The 18,773-nt window shown below is 41.7% G+C and carries 14 protein-coding genes; 11 read left to right on the top strand and 3 right to left on the bottom strand.

Features of this window, described 5'->3' with window-relative positions:
• Positions 1–562: 562 nt before the first annotated feature.
• The 5 genes from glgB (at position 563) to ACZ43M_RS21960 (ending at position 8,536) form a co-directional block, all read left to right on the top strand.
• Positions 563–2,512 carry a 1,4-alpha-glucan branching protein GlgB gene (glgB, locus tag ACZ43M_RS21980; protein WP_464504662.1) on the top strand — a complete coding sequence of 650 codons (1,950 nt, stop codon included), beginning with the start codon at positions 563–565 and terminating at the stop codon, positions 2,510–2,512.
• Positions 2,454–3,599 (top strand): glucose-1-phosphate adenylyltransferase, encoded by a 1,146-nt coding sequence (locus ACZ43M_RS21975; protein ID WP_464504661.1) that lies wholly within the window; start codon positions 2,454–2,456, stop codon positions 3,597–3,599. Before glgB ends, ACZ43M_RS21975 begins: the two co-directional genes overlap by 59 nt.
• A gap of 71 nt (positions 3,600–3,670) precedes the next feature.
• The gene (locus tag ACZ43M_RS21970) at positions 3,671–4,702 is read left to right on the top strand and encodes a GlgC family sugar phosphate nucleotidyltransferase (RefSeq protein WP_464504660.1); all 1,032 of its coding nucleotides are present in this window, start codon (positions 3,671–3,673) and stop codon (positions 4,700–4,702) included.
• A complete protein-coding gene (gene glgA / locus ACZ43M_RS21965; protein WP_464504659.1) occupies positions 4,699–6,150 on the top strand; it encodes a glycogen synthase GlgA in 1,452 nt (483 codons plus the stop codon). The genes ACZ43M_RS21970 and glgA overlap by 4 nt, the downstream gene beginning before the upstream one ends.
• Complete coding sequence (locus tag ACZ43M_RS21960) at positions 6,140–8,536, top strand: glycogen/starch/alpha-glucan phosphorylase (protein ID WP_464504657.1); 2,397 nt, start codon at positions 6,140–6,142, stop codon at positions 8,534–8,536. Before glgA ends, ACZ43M_RS21960 begins: the two co-directional genes overlap by 11 nt.
• 42 nt (positions 8,537–8,578) lie before the next feature.
• Here ACZ43M_RS21960 and ACZ43M_RS21955 read toward each other — a convergent pair whose 3' ends face one another.
• Positions 8,579–9,517 carry a 1,4-dihydroxy-2-naphthoate polyprenyltransferase gene (locus ACZ43M_RS21955; RefSeq protein WP_464504656.1) on the bottom strand — a complete coding sequence of 313 codons (939 nt, stop codon included), beginning with the start codon at positions 9,515–9,517 and terminating at the stop codon, positions 8,579–8,581.
• A gap of 352 nt (positions 9,518–9,869) precedes the next feature.
• Between ACZ43M_RS21955 and ACZ43M_RS21950 the strand changes: the two genes are divergently transcribed.
• From ACZ43M_RS21950 to menC, 6 genes are all read left to right on the top strand, one after another.
• On the top strand, positions 9,870–11,270 hold the full coding sequence (locus tag ACZ43M_RS21950; protein ID WP_464504655.1) for an isochorismate synthase: 1,401 nt from the start codon (positions 9,870–9,872) through the stop codon (positions 11,268–11,270).
• Between the two features lies 1 nt (position 11,271).
• The gene (gene menD, locus ACZ43M_RS21945) at positions 11,272–13,023 is read left to right on the top strand and encodes a 2-succinyl-5-enolpyruvyl-6-hydroxy-3-cyclohexene-1-carboxylic-acid synthase (RefSeq protein WP_464504654.1); all 1,752 of its coding nucleotides are present in this window, start codon (positions 11,272–11,274) and stop codon (positions 13,021–13,023) included.
• Positions 13,020–13,826, top strand: a complete 807-nt coding sequence (menH, locus tag ACZ43M_RS21940; RefSeq protein WP_464504653.1) for a 2-succinyl-6-hydroxy-2,4-cyclohexadiene-1-carboxylate synthase — start codon at positions 13,020–13,022, stop codon at positions 13,824–13,826. Before menD ends, menH begins: the two co-directional genes overlap by 4 nt.
• 19 nt (positions 13,827–13,845) lie before the next feature.
• Positions 13,846–14,664 carry a 1,4-dihydroxy-2-naphthoyl-CoA synthase gene (gene menB, locus ACZ43M_RS21935; RefSeq protein WP_464504652.1) on the top strand — a complete coding sequence of 273 codons (819 nt, stop codon included), beginning with the start codon at positions 13,846–13,848 and terminating at the stop codon, positions 14,662–14,664.
• 67 nt (positions 14,665–14,731) lie between these two features.
• Positions 14,732–16,219: an o-succinylbenzoate--CoA ligase gene (locus ACZ43M_RS21930; protein ID WP_464504650.1), complete on the top strand. Its 1,488-nt coding sequence runs from the start codon at positions 14,732–14,734 to the stop codon at positions 16,217–16,219.
• Positions 16,219–17,325 (top strand): o-succinylbenzoate synthase, encoded by a 1,107-nt coding sequence (menC, locus tag ACZ43M_RS21925; RefSeq protein ID WP_464504649.1) that lies wholly within the window; start codon positions 16,219–16,221, stop codon positions 17,323–17,325. The genes ACZ43M_RS21930 and menC overlap by 1 nt, the downstream gene beginning before the upstream one ends.
• Positions 17,326–17,366: 41 nt before the next feature.
• Here the strand turns inward: menC and ACZ43M_RS21920 are convergent, their stop codons facing one another.
• On the bottom strand, positions 17,367–17,525 hold the full coding sequence (locus tag ACZ43M_RS21920) for a DUF1540 domain-containing protein (RefSeq protein ID WP_464504648.1): 159 nt from the start codon (positions 17,523–17,525) through the stop codon (positions 17,367–17,369).
• A gap of 117 nt (positions 17,526–17,642) precedes the next feature.
• Positions 17,643–18,584: a metal ABC transporter solute-binding protein, Zn/Mn family gene (locus ACZ43M_RS21915; RefSeq protein ID WP_464504646.1), complete on the bottom strand. Its 942-nt coding sequence runs from the start codon at positions 18,582–18,584 to the stop codon at positions 17,643–17,645.
• Positions 18,585–18,773: the final 189 nt, after the last annotated feature.

Below are 18,773 nucleotides of genomic sequence, written 5' to 3'. Positions count from 1 at the left end.
CCTAAAATTTGATGTAAGGAAAAGAATCTAAAAATACAATCCCCCTTTCAATATGTATGCGTTTTCAATACAACGCAAATTATAACATGGAATTTCAGGGCAGAAGTCTGGACTTTTTTATATTTTGCTGGACAAAGTTATGATTATGCTAATTTTTCAGCCTCTAAAAATAGCACATTTGTTTAAGCTGTAAATTTATTATTCAACCAATAAAAAAAATGCAAAAAATATAATATTGATATAATATTTTTCTTGTGGAATCGCTTACAAAAACCGCTTTCATCCGCGTTTTTCACCCTCAAGAAAGTTATTCAATTTTCTAAAAATTGGATAACTATTTTGTCCTAAAACGAAAAAGATTTCAAAAAAACTTGATAGAATTTTGTCTAAATAAGTAAGATTTATTGTCGAATTTGGTGGAACACTGTATTAATTTGACTGCTTATAGAATCATCCCTCGTTAATTGTCAGAAAAGATAAAAAAGTTTTACGGGGATTATTTGTTGTTTGCCCTTATAATTGGTTTTTGAAATACATATTTTCAATGGGAATGAGGAGAGCCATGGCAGTGAACACATTGTTTCCGACAGATTACCAGCTTCATTTATTTCACGAAGGAAGCTATTACAATAGTCATCAGCTTTTTGGCGCTCATATCTTTAAAGATTCCGACCAAGTGTACACCCGTTTTTGTGTATGGGCCCCGAATGCCGGCAAGGTAAGGCTCGTAGGGGATTTCAATAACTGGAATGGCGAAGGATATGAATTACAGAGGCTTAATGATGAAGGCGTATGGGTTTTAATACAAAAGCAAAACCTTGAAGGATATGCCTATAAGTATGAAATTTTTACAAGGTCAAATGAAAGAGTTTTAAAGTCCGATCCCTACGCGTTTTATTCAGAATTGCGGCCAAATACAGCATCGATTGTATACCATCTCGGAGATTATCAATGGAATGACGCTAACTGGATAGAACGCCGGGCTCAAAAGAATAACTTCTCGGAACCTGCTGTAATATATGAGGTCCATTTGGGCTCGTGGAAAACAAACGAGGAAGGCAGCTTTCTAACCTATCGGGAACTAGCTGATGAGCTAATACCTTATGTAGTGGAGCATGGTTTTACCCATATTGAACTAATGCCGCTTATCGAGCACCCTTTTGATGGCTCCTGGGGTTACCAAGGTACCGGGTATTTTTCAGTAACATCAAGATACGGTACCCCTGATGACTTTAAATTTTTCATCGACCAATGCCACCAGGAAGGGATAGGAGTCATACTCGATTGGGTACCGGGGCATTTTTGCAAGGATGCTCATGGACTGTATAACTTTGATGGAACACATGTTTATTCCTATTCCAATCACCATGACAGAGAAAATCTCGTCTGGGGAACATCGAATTTTGACCTCGGCAAAGGAGAAGTGCAAAGCTTTCTCATTTCTAATGCCATCTTCTGGATGGAGGAATTCCATGTTGACGGATTTCGGATGGATGCAGTAGCCAATATCATTTACTGGCCGAATACAGACAATGGCAAGAGGGAAAACCCATTTGGGATTCAATTTTTAAAAAAGCTGAACAGAGTAATCCATGAATATGACTCCCATGTTCTGATGATTGGGGAGGATTCCACCGATTTCTCTAATGTAACAACACCTGTATCCTATGGCGGGTTGGGCTTTGATTACAAATGGAATATGGGCTGGATGAACGACATGCTGGAGTATATGGAAACTCCGCCATTTGCCAGGTCTGCTATCCACAATAAAGTCACTTTTTCACTTTTATATGCCTTTTCAGAAAACTTTATGCTCCCCTTTTCACATGATGAGGTCGTGCACGGGAAAAAGTCGCTGCTTGATAAAATGCCAGGAGACTATTGGGAAAAGTTTGCTCAGTTAAGGCTCCTGCTTGGCTACATGTTTACCCACCCGGGGAAAAAGCTTCTGTTTATGGGATTTGAGCTGGGGCAGTTTGCAGAATGGAAAGATAAAGAACAACTAGATTGGCATCTTCTCGATTATGAATTGCATAGAAAGCTTAATAATTTTGTGAAAGTGTTAATAAAACTATATAAAAGGTCTAAAGCACTATATGAGTTAGACCATTTGCAATCCGGGTTTGAATGGATTGATGCTGATAATCATAGCCAATCTATCTTCTCGTTTATTCGCAAAGGAAAAAAAGAAGAAGATACATTAGTCATCATTTGTAATTTTACTGGAATCAGCTATCCGGAATATAAAATTGGTGTCCAAAAACCGGGGGAATATCGGGAAATCCTAACTAACGATGACCTGGAGTTTGGAGGAACTGGTGTAGTCAACAAGAAAACGATGATGGCAAATAATGAACCGTACCATGGAAAAACATGTTCTCTATCATTGGAAATAGCTCCGTTTGGTTTTCACATATTAAGACCGGTTAAAAAACGAAAGGAGAGAAAAGGCAATGGAAAAGAAAAAGTGCGTAGCCATGCTGCTGGCAGGAGGAAAAGGGAGCAGGCTTAATGCCCTTACCCAAGACTTGGCTAAACCTGCTGTGCCATTTGGAGGGAAATATAGAATCATTGATTTTACACTTAGCAACTGTGCTAATTCAGGGATTGACACGGTAGGGGTGCTGACGCAATACCAGCCGCTTCTCTTAAACTCTTATATTGGGATTGGCAGTGCCTGGGATTTGGATCGAAAAGATGGCGGTGTGACCGTGCTGCCGCCATACAGCGAGTCTTCGGAGGTAAAGTGGTATACGGGTACAGCAAGTGCCATCTATCAAAACTTAAATTATCTTAAACAATATCAACCGGAATATGTGCTAATTCTATCCGGTGATCATATTTACAAAATGAACTATGAAAGTATGCTTGAGTATCATATTGAGAAACGGGCTGATGTTACGATTTCCCTTATTGAGGTACCATGGGCTGAAGCCAGCCGATTTGGCATTATGAATACAAATGAGGAAATGAGAATTATAGAATTTGAGGAAAAGCCAGCATCGCCGAAGAATAATCTTGCCTCCATGGGCATTTACATCTTTAGTTGGAATATACTGAAGGAATATTTGGAAATGGATGCCCGCAATCCCGATTCCAGCCATGATTTCGGTAAAAATGTGATTCCAGCCCTATTGGATGACAAGAAAAAATTATTCGCCTATCCATTTAAGGGCTATTGGAAGGATGTAGGGACGGTTCAAAGTCTGTGGGAAGCGAATATGGACCTGTTAAAAGAGGAATGTGAGTTGAATTTGTTTGATCACGATTGGCGCATTTATTCAGTCAATCCCAATCGTCCGCCACAATACATTTCTCCTGACGCACTTGTCCAAGAATCACTCATCAATGAGGGCTGTACCATTGAAGGGAATATTGAGAAATCTGTGTTATTCCAAGGTGTAACGATTGGCAGAGAGTCAAAAATTAAAGAATCGGTCATCATGCCGGATGCAACCATAGGCCAGAATTGTTACATTGAAAAGGCAATTGTTCCTTGCGATGTAAATATTCCGGATGGGACGGTCATCCGCTCCCTGGACGATGAAATTATCCTTGTTACAAAAGAAATGCTAAGCGGGCTCTATCCTGCTTACTAACTATGACAAAGAGCACTCATGTCATCAAAGACCTGGTGCTTCATATAGATATTCTGGAGGGGATTATAGGCGTGAAAAGAAAGCTATTAGGAATTATTGATGCTACTACCTACCATGATGATTTGGAAGAATTACTGACTCACAGGTCTTTGGCAGCATTGCCATTTGGCGGGAGATACCGGATTATCGATTTTGTTCTCTCCAATATGGTGAACACAGGAATCCGGAGTGTGGCCATTTTCCCCAAAATGCAGTACCGGTCATTAATGGATCATTTGGGCTCAGGAAAAAACTGGGATTTAAACCGCAAGCGCGATGGTCTTTTCTTCTTCCCATCACCAGGTGTGGACAGCAATCATAACCGGGTCGGATCGTTTGACTTGTTTGCGGCCAATATGGACTATTTTTATCGCAGCAGCCAAGAGTATGCAATCATCTCTAACTGCTACACGATTTCAAACATGAATTATAAGCCCATTCTAGATTGGCATAATGATATGGATTGTGATATAACCGAAATCTATCACCGTGATGGACGGTCGATGGAAATGTACTTGATCAAAACCTCTTTACTCATTGGGCTGATTCAAACAAGAAATGAAACTGGCTACACCTGCATGAGGGATGTCGTCCAAGACATTCATAATGGGTATTCCATTTGCCGCTACGACTATGACGGCTACGCGGTAATGGTTGATTCGATTGCAAACTACTTTGCAACCAGCCTGAATTTACTTCAGCCTGATGTTTGGAAAAAGCTGTTTGTAAAGGAGCAGCCAATTTTAACAAAGGTAAAGGATGAACCGCCGACAAAATATGAAAAAGGGTCATTGGTTAGAAATTCAATGATTGCCAATGGGTGTTTAATTAATGGCAGCGTGGAAAATAGCATTATTTCTCGTGGCGTGAAAATCGGAAAAGGCTCTGTCATAAAGAATTGTATCATCATGCAAAAATGCCAAATTGAAGCTGGCGTCTATTTGGATGGTGTCATTTTGGATAAGGACGTAAAAGTGGAGTCGGGAACACAATTAACAGGAACAGCCCATTCTCCATTTGTCGTGCGAAAAGGAACAAAGCAGGGAGCGTTGATGAACTCGTGAAAGTACTATTTGCTGTTTCGGAATGTGGACCATTTGCAAAGTCAGGCGGGCTGGCCGATGTTGCCGGCTCTCTTCCCAAGGAGTTGATCAGCCTTGGAACTGATGTACGGGTTATTATGCCTAAATATGGGATCATTTCCGAAGAATATAAACAAGGTATGAAAAAAGTCAAGGAGTTTACAGTTCCTGTCGGTTGGCGCAAACAGTATTGCGGGATTGAAGAATTAGAATATCAAGGGATTATCTATTATTTTGTTGACAATGAATATTATTTTAAACGCGAAGGTCTCTATGGCTATTTTGATGACGGTGAAAGGTTTGCCTTCTTCAATCGGGCTGTCCTAGAGACTTTGGCTGTATTGGACTATTTTCCGGATGTGCTCCATTGTCATGACTGGCACACGGCGATGATTCCCTATTTGCTCAGAACGGAGTATTACCGAAGACATGGCTACGGGCTGATTAGGACAGTATTTACCATTCATAATCTGCAATTCCAAGGGATTTTTCCAAAAGAGGTACTGCGGGATTTATTGGGTCTTGATGACCGCTCGTTCCACCCTGAGCATCTTGAGTTTTTTGGAAACATCAACTTCATGAAGGGGGCACTTGTGGCCGCAGACAAAATTACAACAGTAAGTCCTTCTTATAAAAATGAAATTCAAACGCCTGCCTTTGGTGAAAAACTGGAGGGACTGCTTAAGGCAAGGAATGAGGATCTGGTCGGAATTTTAAATGGGATTGATGAGGACTTCTATAATCCAGCAGAAGACGAGTTCCTTTTCCAAACCTATAACGCTAAAGAACTTGGAAAAAAGGGTGTCAATAAACGGGAGATTCAGAAACAATTTGGTTTAAAGCAAAGTGCAAATACGCCGTTAATGGTGATGATTTCCCGGCTGACAAGGCAAAAAGGGCTTGATCTCGTAAAGTATGCCCTAAGGGAAATACTGCAGGAGGATATTCAGGTCATTATCTTGGGAACAGGTGACTATGAATATGAGGATTTCCTGCGTCAAGCAGCAAGGATTTACCCGGAAAAATTAAAGGTTCACACTGGTTTTGATGAAGGACTGGCCCATCGGTTATATGCAGGTGCAGACTTGTTCTTAATGCCATCCTTATTTGAACCATGCGGGCTTAGCCAATTGATTGCCATGAGATACGGGGCGATTCCGATTGTCCGCGAGACTGGAGGTTTAAACGATACAGTAACATCGTGGAATGAATATACTGGTGAGGGCAACGGCTTTTCGTTTAGTCACTTTAATGCTCATGACATGCTTTATACCATTCAAAGGGCTGTTGGAATCTTTCATGACAAGAAGGTGTGGAATTCGCTTGTAAAGCAGGCAATGGAACAGGATTACAGTTGGGCACAGTCTGCCTTCTGCTACAACCAGCTATACGCCGAGCTTGTTACAAGGAGTGAAACGCATGTTTTCTAATAAAGAAATGTTTAAGGCCGCATTTATTACGAGAGTGGAGATGCTATGCGGCAAGAGTTTTTCAGAAAGCAGTGCAAGAGACCATTATCAAACCCTTGGCCAAATGATCCGCGAATATGTCAGCAATGATTGGATTACTACCAATGAACGATATTTGGCGACAAAAAGCAAGCAAGTTTATTATTTATCGATTGAATATTTGCTAGGAAAGCTGCTCCGGCAAAATTTAATTAATCTTGGTGTGGATGAAATCGCTGAGGAAGGTTTGCGGGACCTTGGAATCCAGTTGGGGGACCTCGAGGAGCTTGAACCGGATGCAGGCTTGGGAAATGGCGGCTTGGGCAGACTGGCCGCCTGCTTTTTGGATTCGCTTGCGTCAACCAATCTCCCGGGCCATGGGCATGGAATCCGCTATAAGCATGGTTTATTTGAACAAAAAATTGTTGATGGCTATCAGGTAGAGCTTCCGGAGCAATGGCTGAGGAGCGGCAATGTTTGGGAAATTCGGAAGGCGGATCTGGCGGTGAGAATTCCGTTTTGGGGCAAGGTTGAGTCCAAAATGGAAGATGGCCGGCTTGTGTTTCACCATATCCATGCCGAAACGGTAACGGCTGTCCCCTACGATATGCCGGTAGTTGGTTTTCAATCCGATACAGTCAATACACTGAGGCTTTGGAATGCGGAACCAGCCCAATTTCCATTGGATACGGATATTTTAAGTTATAAACGGAGAACCGAGGCAATCTCCGAATTTCTTTATCCAGATGATACCCACGATGAAGGAAAAATCCTGCGGCTCAAGCAGCAATACTTTTTAGTGTCAGCGAGCCTCCAATCGATTATTCGCGCCTATAAAAAGCAGCATGGCAGCCTTAAGGAGCTGCATAACCATGTTTGTATTCATATCAATGATACCCATCCTGTTCTGGCAATTCCGGAATTAATGAGAATCCTGTTGGATGAGGCTGGATTTCAATGGGACGATGCCTGGTATATTACAAGAAATACAATTTCCTACACCAATCACACCACCTTATCGGAAGCGCTCGAGAAATGGCCGGTTCATATATTTAAGCCGCTGCTTCCACGGATTTATATGATTGTCGAGGAGATTAATGAACGTTTTTGCCGAGAGCTTTGGGAAGAGACTCCAGGAGATTGGGACCGGATTGGCAGACTTGCAATCATTGCTGATCACTTTGTTAAGATGGCTCATTTAGCCATCGTTGGCAGCTTCAGTGTTAACGGGGTAGCAAGGCTCCATACAGAAATTTTGAAGGAACGGGAAATGAAGCCGTTTTTTCAATTATATCCGGAGAAATTTAATAATAAGACAAACGGAATTGCCTACAGGCGCTGGCTATTAAAGGCGAATCCCAAATTATCAGCACTAATTACCGAAGCGATTGGTCCGGCCTGGACCCATTCTGCCCATGAACTGATCCGTTTGCTGGATCATCAGCAGGATGCAGGGTTTTTGGAGCAGTTGGCGAAGGTTAAAAATGCGAATAAACAAAGGCTTGCTGATATCATCTACAAGCAAACAGGGATTGCCGCTCCTGTATCTGCTATTTTTGATGTCCAGGTTAAGCGTCTCCATGCTTATAAAAGGCAGCTATTGAATGTTTTACACATTATGTATCTGTATAATCGGATTAAACAGGATTCAAGCTTTAACCTGACGCCTAGGGTGTTTATATTTGGAGCAAAAGCATCACCTGGCTATTATTATGCCAAGAAGATCATTAAATTGATTAATATGGTAGCTGAGAAGGTAAATAATGATCCAAAGGTTGGCGATCAGTTAAAAGTAATATTCCTTGAGAATTACCGTGTATCACTGGCTGAGAACATCTTCCCGGCAGCAGACGTAAGTGAACAGATATCAACGGCAAGCAAGGAAGCTTCAGGAACAGGAAACATGAAATTCATGATTAATGGAGCCTTGACAGTTGGAACCTTGGATGGGGCGAATGTAGAAATCCATGAGTTAGTCGGAGATGAAAATATCTTTATCTTCGGATTAACAGCAGAGGAAGTACTTCACTATTATCGGCATGGCGGCTACGATTCAATTGGGTATTATCATCTTGACCAGCGGATCCAACAGGTTGTCGATCAGCTTGTGAATGGATTCTTTCCTGGTGTCCATAATGAATTTGAGCCGATATTTGATTCGTTACTAGAAGAAAACGATCAGTATTTTGTATTAAAGGATTTTGCGTCCTATACCGAGATACAGCGAAAAATTGGAGATGCCTTTACGAACCAGCAAAAATGGCAAAAAATGAGTCTGGTGAATATTGCACATGCCGGTTATTTTTCAAGTGATCGCACCATAAAGGAATATGCAAAGGACATTTGGGGCATTCACCCGGTTTTATAGGAATAAAAAAAGCTTCTGCCGTTGATAGCAGAAGCTTTTTAACTACGAAAAGAAATGTCCGGCAAAAATACCGATCGCGAGTAAAAATCCAAAGATTGTATTTGTTTGGGCAGTTGCCTTCATTGCAGGTGCCATCTCCATTGGAATGGTTCCTTTAAAAAAGACTTTTACTGACTTGATTGGCTTTGGTGTACTTAATAACACAATCGCAGTCCAAATCGGAACAATATCAGCCACAATTAAACCGATGATCCATACATAGGAGAAGATAAACATTCCGGCGAGAAAGTAGACGGCATTTTTTTTACCTAAAAGAATGGCCAATGTCTTGCGTCCGAATTTTTTATCTCCATCAAGGTCACGGATATTATTTGACATCAGGATGCCGCCGACAAGAACAAAGCTTGGAATCGAAACAAGAATGCTAGTACTGTCAACAGTTCCCGTTTGGATAAAGAATGAGATTAAAATAATCATCATTCCCATAAAGAAACCGGCAAATATTTCACCGAATGGTGTGTATGCAATTGGCAGCGGACCGCCTGTATAGAGATATCCAATAGTCATGCAGATAAGGCCCACAACCGCAAGCCACCAGCTGCTGTTAGCACAAATATAGACCCCTAAAATAATCGCTATTCCATAGAACCCCAGGGCCAAATTCATGACCGTTCTTGGCTTAATACCATCACGGACAATCGTTCCGCCTATCCCTACAGAGTGTTCCGTATCAAGTCCGCGTTTAAAATCATAGTACTCATTAAACATATTTGTCGCTGCTTGAATCAAAAGACTGGCAATCAGCATGGCCAAAAATAGGCCAAAATGTATATTTCCATGTTTAAGGGCAAGTGCCGTACCAAGCAAAACAGGTACAAATGCAGCTGTTAAAGTATGTGGACGGGTCATTTGCCACCAAACCTGGAAGCCGCTATTAGATTCAACAACAGGTTTCGAACCTTGCTGTAAATTTGGCTGCATATATGTTCTCCTCCCGAATTCGTTTTTCTTCTATATTTATATAATAATAAAGTTTAAAGCATGTTTCCCAAACCTTAGTGTATGAAAAATAGGCACGTAGTGTCAATTTATTTTTATTATCAGAACTAGAAGATAATACCTTCTCGATAATTATCGGGTAAGCGTGGAAAAATGAATTAAACAGTAACAAAAAGCTGAATTTAACCGAAATTATTGTTTTTGACATATAATAAGGAATGAATCGGGATAAGTAGTGACAAGTATTATTGACTTCTTTACAATGGGAGTAGTATCTTTAATAAGGTTTTTAATGTACGGAAACAGGCATTCTTGCTGTTTTGGAGGGATTTACTTGGTTATTATTCAGGAAACGGAGATAATGGAAAAGAGTATAAAAGCCTTAAGTCGCGCGAAGGAACTTGGCCAGTCCATTTTATTGAGTGAAGTTCATAAAATCGACAAAGTAAACCCGCTTTCATTTTTCGATAAAGGGCAAGCTCATTATTTTGGGGAACGATTTTTTTGGAAAGAGCCTAACGACGAAATTATGCTAATCGGATTGGGAATTGCCCATCAAATTCAGTCTGATCAGACTAGAGACCGCTTTAATCAAGTTGAACAAGAGTGGGAACGCTTTCTCAAAGAAGCCCTTATTTTTAATCCAGATTGTGAAATCGGAGTTGGACCGGTTATCTTTGGTGGTTTTTCCTTTGACCCCTATAAAGAAAAAACACGGCTGTGGTCTCAATATGCCGAATCAGTATTTTACTTGCCTGTGCATATGTTAAGTATCATTAAGGGACAGGCATATTTAACCACTAATATCGTGTGCGCTCCAGAGGATCATCATTCTTTATTGGCAAAAGTATTGGATGAGCGCAATCAACTGTTGGCTTCTTTGTCTAAAAATGAAAGACATAATCCGGCAGAGCTGCTAGAGACAAAGGAAATTTTACCTGAAGCATGGAAAGAAACTGTAAATGGGATTGTAAAGGAATTAAAAGAGGGTCCACTTAAGAAAGTAGTGTTAGCCAGAGAACTGCGTATGAAATTTGATACCAAAGTGGAAGCAGGAATGGTGCTGGAGCGGTTAAATGAACAGCAGCATGAAAGCTTTATCTTTGCACTCGAATCTAATGGTGATTGTTTTCTTGGGGCTTCACCTGAGCGGCTGGTAAAAAAACAAGGAAACGAAATATTCTCGACGTGCCTTGCCGGTTCCATTCCCCGCGGTAATAGTGCCGAGGAGGATATGGAATTAGGGAAGCAGCTGTTACATGATCAAAAAAATCTGATTGAACACCAATATGTTGTTGAAATGATTAAAGCTGCCTTGGAAGAATCATGCGATGAAATTATCCTTCCTGAAAAACCGCAGTTGATGAAAATAAGGGACATTCAACATTTATATACACCTGTAATCGGTAAATGTGGTAAGGATACCTCATTGTTACTACTGGTCGAAAGACTGCATCCAACCCCGGCATTGGGCGGGCTGCCGAAACAAGAAGCGGTAGAAAAAATCCGCGAAGTCGAACAACTTGACCGTGGGCTTTATGCGGCACCAATTGGCTGGCTCGATTATCAAGGTAATGGGGAGTTTGCCGTGGCCATTCGCTCCGGGTTAATTCAAGGCAGCGAGGCATCGCTTTTTGCTGGCTGCGGGGTTGTGGCTGATTCCGATTCTGAAAGTGAATACTTAGAGACCAGCTTAAAGTTCAGACCTATGTTAAGAGCGCTTGGGGGAAAATAATATGAGTCATCAAGAATCATTAACGGCATACCTTGCCGCATTTGTAGCCGAACTTGTCTATTCCGGGATTACCGATGTTGTCATTAGCCCCGGCTCACGTTCAACACCTATGGCCCTAGTTATGGCGGAACATCCTGATTTACATGTTCATATCCATGTTGATGAGCGGTCGGCTGCCTTTTTTGCATTAGGAATTGCTAAGGCTTCCAATCGTCCAGTGGCAATTCTTTGCACATCGGGTACTGCGAGTGCCAACTATTTTCCGGCGATTGTCGAAGCGCGTTATTCGCGGGTCCCGCTGCTCGTGTTAACAGCCGACCGCCCGCATGAACTCCGGGAAGTGGGGGCTCCTCAGGCCATTGACCAGATCGATTTATATGGCAAACATGTCAAATGGTTTGCGGAGATGGCACTGCCGGAGAATAGTACCAATATGATTCGGTATGCCCGAACCGTATGTGCCCGTGCTGTTGCTAATTGCTTAGAAGCACCTGCAGGTCCAGTTCATTTGAATTTTCCATTTCGCGAGCCTTTAATTCCAAGATTGGATGAAGATTTGTTCAACAATACAGAGCGTCCAAATGGATATGTAAAGGTCCTAAACGGTGAATTAATGATTAGTGACAAGGAATTACAAGACATCGCTCTTCGCCTTGAAGGGAAAGAAAAAGGCATAATTGTCTGTGGAAATATAGCTGATGACCAATTTGCTAAAGCCGTAAGTAGGCTATCGGAAACTTTAAAGTATCCGATTTTGGCTGACCCATTATCACAGCTAAGAAGCGGCGTACATAATTTTGAAAATATTATTGATTCGTATGATACATTTCTACGTAATGAAGACGCCAAATCGTTTTTAAAGCCTGATGTGATTTTGCGATTTGGTGCAATGCCAATATCCAAAGCGCTTACGATCTTCATAAAAGAGAATCCGGCTGCTGATCAGCTTGTTATCGATGGCGGCGGCGGCTGGCGCGATCCAGTGGCATTATCAACTGATATGATTTTTTGTAATGAGTCGTTATTTTGTGAGAAGCTTTCATCCTTTGCCACAGTACATTCCGATCAGAAGTTTCTCGAGGATTGGAGAAATGTAAATAATCTTACGAAGGAAAATATGGCATCTGTCAGGGATATAGCAGAACTCAGCGAAGGAAAACTATTTTACCAATTATCACAAATGGTTCCTGAAGGAGCAACACTTTTTGTTGGAAATAGTATGCCAATTCGTGATTTGGACAGCTTTTTCCTTCATAATGAAAAGAGTATTAAAATCATGGCTAATCGTGGAGCAAATGGGATTGACGGGACGGTTTCCACCGCCTTGGGGGCCGCTTTATATTCAAAGTCTTTATACCTGGTCCTTGGTGATTTAACGTTCTTCCATGATTTAAATGGTTTATTTGCTGCCAAACAATTTAATATTGATATTCATATTATCCTTATCAACAATAACGGTGGAGGAATCTTTTCATTCCTGCCGCAGGCAGAGCACCCGAAACATTTTGAATTATTGTTTGGGACACCGCTCGATATCGAATTCGAACATGCAGTGAAAATGTTTAATGGACACTTTGTCAAGGTCACTGACTGGGATCAATTACAAGAGGAAATGAGAAATTCCATTGGGGCAACTGGCATTCATGTCTATGAAGTTAAGACAAAAAGAGACAGAAATCGTGATGAACACCGAGAATTCTGGGGTGAGGTTTCCCGGGAAATATCAAATTTTGTCAAGAGTGAAGAGAAGTGAACATAGTAAGTAACGATGTTAGTTACCATGTCGAACAGTACGGTACTGGTTTCCCCCTTTTATTATTGCACGGTTTTACTGGAGATGCGTCAACATGGGCGCCTTTCTGTAAACGTTGGGGGAAGCATTCACGCTTAATTATTCCTGACATTATTGGACACGGTAAAACAGAATCTCCAGAAGATGTAAATCACTATAAAATGGAAGCTGCTGCCCGGGATATAGCCGGCATTCTTGATTACTTGGCGATCAACCAGATTGATTTGCTTGGGTATTCCATGGGCGGACGGCTTGCCCTTACCTTTGCGATTCTTTATCCCGAAAAAGTAAGGAAGCTAATTTTAGAAAGCGCTTCTCCTGGCTTGTTAACCGAAGAAGAAAGAGAACTGCGCCGTATGAATGATGCCAAACTTGCAGATTTTATTAAGGAAAAAGGGATTCCTGCTTTTGTAGATTATTGGGAAGAGATTCCGTTGTTTGCTGCTATGAGAGAGCTTCCTGCAGAGGTTAGGTTAAAAGTAAGGGAACAGCGTCTCCGTAATTCTCGGATTGGATTATCAAATAGCTTGCTTGGGATGGGGACAGGATCCCAAGCTTCCTGGTGGGGGTTCCTTCATAACCTTACATGTGATGTATTACTGATCACCGGGGAACTCGATCAAAAGTTTTGTGGAATTGCTGAAAGCATGGCCAAGCAAATAAAAAATAGTTCTTTTGTAACAATTCCAAATTGCGGTCATGCAATTCATGTGGAAGATGAAGAAAAGTTTGGTACAATAGTAAGTGACTTTTTGTCAAATTGATTATAAGGAGGTTTTAATTTTGACAGTAGAATGGATTCCTGGACGTAAATACGAAGAAATCCTATATGAAACGTATAATGGAATGGCGAAAATTACAATTAACCGCCCACACGTACATAATGCTTTTACACCGAGAACGGTAATGGAATTAATCGACGCTTTTTCCTATGCCCGCGACGATTCCAAAATTGGTGTCATTATTTTAACAGGCGCAGGTGATAAAGCGTTCTGTTCCGGCGGTGACCAAAAAGTACGCGGCCATGGTGGATATGTTGGCGAGGACCAAATTCCACGCTTAAATGTACTTGACCTGCAGCGCTTGATTCGGGTGATTCCTAAGCCAGTAGTGGCAATGGTAAAAGGATACGCTATTGGCGGCGGTCATGTATTGCATGTTGTTTGTGATTTAACGATTGCTGCAGACAATGCTGTTTTTGGACAAACAGGTCCTAAAGTGGGCAGCTTTGATGCTGGTTACGGTTCAGGTTACCTCGCTAGAATCGTCGGCCATAAAAAGGCTCGTGAGATTTGGTATTTATGCCGTCAATACAATGCTCAAGAAGCGCTTGATATGGGCTTGGTTAACACGGTTGTACCATTAGAGCAGGTTGAAGAGGAAACGATTAAATGGTGTGAGGAAATGCTTGAAAAGAGTCCTACTGCCCTTCGTTTCTTAAAGGCGGCCATGAATGCCGATACTGACGGGTTGGCTGGCCTTCAGCAAATGGCTGGGGACGCAACTTTACTTTATTACACAACGGAAGAAGCAAAGGAAGGCCGCGATGCCTTCAAAGAAAAGCGCAAGCCGGACTTTGGGCAATTCCCGCGTTTCCCTTGATTATGAATTTCTACCAGCAGCTTGATGGCTTCCATCAAGCTGTTTCTATATGGAGAAGGTGAACTATATGCATCAAGAATTGATGCCGAATTTATTAAGTAAACGGGCTTTCTTAACGCCTGACCGCCCGGCCGTCTATTTCCAGAACGAAGTGTTGACCTTTAAGGAACTATATCAAAGGTCTTTTGAGACAGCGGGGCGGCTGCAGGGGTTAGGTATGCAAAAAGACGACTTTGTTGCAGTTTTATTGAAAAATCATCTCGATACGGTCATTATTTTGTTTGCCCTGCAGTTGCTTGGTGTGAGAAGTGTTATATTAAATAATCGGTTAACCCCGGCGGAATTAGTTTGGCAGATAGAGGACTCCAAAGCAAAGTTTTTGATTTTGGAAGATTCCTTCGTAGAAGTGAAAAGGCAGGCTCCATTTCTAACGGCAGTTACAAAAAGTGAGCTGCTAAAATGTGATTTTGTGGAGCCCGATATTCAGGAAGAAATCAATCTTGGAGAAATTTGCAGCATTATGTATACATCAGGAACAACTGGGCATCCAAAGGGAGTTATTCAGACTTTCGGCAACCACTGGTGGAGTTCAATCGGCTCGGCCCTAAATCTAGGTATCACGGAAAATGATTGTTGGCTATGCTCCGTGCCCATTTTCCACATCAGTGGTTTTTCCATCTTAATGCGAAGTGTGATTTATGGAATGCCGCTTGTCCTCCATGAAAAATTTGATTTACAAAAGACACTTGAAGATATTCGGGACAAACAGGTCACAATTATGTCAGTGGTCGGAACAATGCTGACAAGAATTGTGGATTCATTGGGCACTGAAAAGCTTCCTGATTATTTTCGCTGCATGCTATTGGGTGGCGGCCCGGCTCCACTGCCTTTATTGGAGGCGTGTGTTGAAAAAGAGGTTCCTGTTTTTCAATCGTATGGGATGACGGAGACATCCTCTCAAATTGTTACACTGTCACCGGAATACAGTCTGACAAAGTTAGGTTCGGCAGGGAAACCATTATTCTCATCGCAGGTAAGAATTGAACTGGAGGACCGGAGTATGGCTCCAGCGGGAGTAGCAGGTGAAATTGTCGTCAAAGGTCCTAATGTGACGACTGGTTATTTATTCCGCCCAGAAGTTAATATCAAGAAAATTCAAGATGGCTGGCTTTATACGGGAGACATTGGATATCTTGATCAAGAGGGCTTCCTGTATGTACTGGATAGGCGTTCCGATTTAATTATTTCAGGCGGGGAGAATATTTATCCTGCCGAAATTGAAGCGGTCCTATTAAGTCATCCCGAAGTGGAGGAAGCAGGGGTAACCGGAATGGACCACAAAGAATGGGGTCAGGTTCCGGTTGCGTTTGTTGTCAGCAGAAACAAGTGCAGTGTTATAACAGAAGACGACCTCCTGGAATTTTGCCAATCTCGTTTAGCGAAGTATAAAGTACCAAAAGAATTCTTTTTCGTTGATGAATTGCCAAGAAATGCAGCAAAAAAACTGTTGCGCCGAACTCTCCGGGAGTGGGTTCAAGAGGAAGTGGAAGAATAGTGAATATAGCGAGGGTTGAGCTGTTTGTGATCAGCATGCCGTTAAAGTCCCCGTTTATTACTCATTTGGGTGAAGTACGAGAGCGGGAAGGAATTATTATTAAAATTACTGACAAAGACGGTGTTGCAGGATTTGGGGAGGGCGTAGCTTTTTCATCTCCTTGGTATACGGAAGAGACTGTTAAAACCAGCCTGCATATCCTGGAGGACTTTTTGATTCCACTACTGCAAAAGCATCCACTTCAGCATCCTGAAGAGGCAGCGGCTTTATTTCGCTCAATAAAACGGAATAGGATGGCGAAGGCAGGATTGGAAATGGCACTGTGGGACTTGTATGCAAAACGCCAAGGCCTGTCACTATCCAAGCTAATTGGTGGAACCCAGGAGGCTATCGCTTCAGGAGTGGTTGTGGCAGCCGATACAATTCCTAACGCTTTAAGACAAATTGATGGTTATCTCAAGGATGGATATCAGCGAATAAAAGTGAAAATCAGCCCTAATCATGACTATGATCTTCTGAGTGAAATTCGGCGTCAGTATCCCAAGCTGCCCATTATGGCCGATGCCAATTCCGCGTATTCATTGAAGGATATTGAGCGGCTTAAAGCATTAGATGAATTTAACCTGTTGATGATTGAACAGCCCTTGGCCCATGATGATCTGATTGAACATGCGATACTACAAGAGAAACTGGTGACCCCGATTTGCCTGGATGAGAGTATCGTGACTTTTGAAGATGCCCGAAAGGCAATTGAAATCGACAGCTGCCGAGTGATCAACATCAAAATTGGCCGTGTTGGCGGAATCTATGAAGCTAAAAGGATTCACGACTATTGCTATAATAGGGGAATTCCGGTTTGGTGCGGCGGGATGATTGAGTTCGGCATCTCCAGGGCACATAATATTGCTCTTGCCTCACTGCCTGGTTTCACCATCCCTGGCGATATTTCCTCATCAGACAGGTTTTGGGACCAGGATATCATCTCGCCTGAAGTCGTGGTCAAGCATGGATTTGTATCAGTGCCGGAAGGGCCAGGAATTGGGTTTGAGCTGAACGAAAAGCGTCTTCAGCAGGTCCTCCTCGCGAAGAAGACTTTCACCTTTTAAAAAAGACCCAGATAGCTTTTAGCTGCCTGGGTCTAACTATATTAAATATCGCCTGGTTCGAATGTATTGCAATCTGTTTCCTTGTTCGAGTCAGCCGTTTTTCCTTTGTGGCTTACCACATAGATGCTATCAGCACTGCATTTATTTCCCATTGCCCAATATGTGCAGTTGTTTACTTCGCATAAAACGTCCTGTGCCATTGCGTATCACTCCTTATATTAGTGGTAATACAAATATAGCTTTTGAGTAATCGGCGTTGGCCATGTCAGTAATGTGCAGGAATGAAAGTGTAAACTTTACTATGCAGTAAGATTATTCTAATCGTTTAAAGCCGTTTCAAGCGTTTTAAGATTTTCCTCCATCAACGAAAAATATGTTTCCTTATCCTTCATATTATCAGAAGTTAGGATGGCCAGATTATGAACTGGCAAAGCACGGGCCCCAATTTCCTTTTGAACTATTTTCCCAAGTTTTGATTGAACGTTTTGTTCAAACAGGATATAATGCAAACCTTCTCGGTCGGCTAATGAAATGATTTTCTCCAGTCCTTTTTGTGTCGGTTCATTGCTCGTAGACAGACCTGAGATGCTGATTTGCTCAATCCCGTAACGATGCTCCCAATAGCCAAACGCCGCATGGGTAACAATGATTTCCTTATGCTTGGCATTTGAAAGGGTTGTTTTGAATTGCCCATTTAACCGATCCAAATCTTCTGCCAGCTTTTGATAATTTTCGTTAAATACTTTCTCGTGCTGTGGCATTTTTTTCACTAATTGCTCTAAAATGATTGCTGCCATTTCCTTGGAATAAATGGGATCAAGCCAGACATGCGGGTTTATGTCGCTATAAGTTTCATGAGTTTCGCCGTCTTCTTCATGAGCATGATCATCTTTAGGAAGATTCAAATTTTCAGCAGTTGCTACCATCGTCACTTGTTCGTTTTTTAACGTAGCTTTTGCTTTTTCGACAAATCCTTCTAGTCCTAAGCCAATATAGAAAAATAAGTCTGAATCAGCCAGCTTGATCATATCTTTTTGCGAGGGCTCAAAGGTATGTTCATCAGCACCTGGAGGATATATGGTATTAACATTTACATATTTCCCGCCAATTCTTTCGGTAAAATATTGAAGCGGGTAAACGGTGGTATAAATGGTTAATTGATTACTGTTTTTCGGTGTAGTTTCCTTATTTCCTGAACAAGCGGATAAGATGAGACTAACAGGTAAAATAAAAGCTAATAATTGAATTAATTTCTTCATACAATACTCCTTTGTCCGGCTTCAGCGCCCTTGGTCAAGGCGCTTCCGCTTTTCGATAAATCGTATTAATTCCGATTTAAACAACAAAAAATTTTAAATATTACGAATCTAATCCGTAACAATTCCGATTTACTTATGTATCTTAACAAGAAAATGCTTATTTGCGCAAGTATAAAATTTGTTTTTCCT

The organism is Neobacillus sp. B24 (assembly GCF_055381825.1).
The sequence above is the reverse complement of the archived record's forward strand: the minus strand, read 5'-3'. Positions and strand labels throughout refer to the sequence as shown.

Coding starts and splice junctions, on each gene's coding strand:
- glgB (WP_464504662.1), top strand. CDS start 563: ATGGCAGTGAACACATTGTTTCCGACAGATTACCAGCTTCATTTATTT.
- ACZ43M_RS21975 (WP_464504661.1), top strand. CDS start 2,454: ATGGAAAAGAAAAAGTGCGTAGCCATGCTGCTGGCAGGAGGAAAAGGG.
- ACZ43M_RS21960 (WP_464504657.1), top strand. CDS start 6,140: ATGTTTTCTAATAAAGAAATGTTTAAGGCCGCATTTATTACGAGAGTG.
- ACZ43M_RS21955 (WP_464504656.1), bottom strand. CDS start 9,517: ATGCAGCCAAATTTACAGCAAGGTTCGAAACCTGTTGTTGAATCTAAT.
- menD (WP_464504654.1), top strand. CDS start 11,272: ATGAGTCATCAAGAATCATTAACGGCATACCTTGCCGCATTTGTAGCC.
- ACZ43M_RS21930 (WP_464504650.1), top strand. CDS start 14,732: ATGCATCAAGAATTGATGCCGAATTTATTAAGTAAACGGGCTTTCTTA.
- ACZ43M_RS21920 (WP_464504648.1), bottom strand. CDS start 17,525: ATGGCACAGGACGTTTTATGCGAAGTAAACAACTGCACATATTGGGCA.
- ACZ43M_RS21915 (WP_464504646.1), bottom strand. CDS start 18,584: ATGAAGAAATTAATTCAATTATTAGCTTTTATTTTACCTGTTAGTCTC.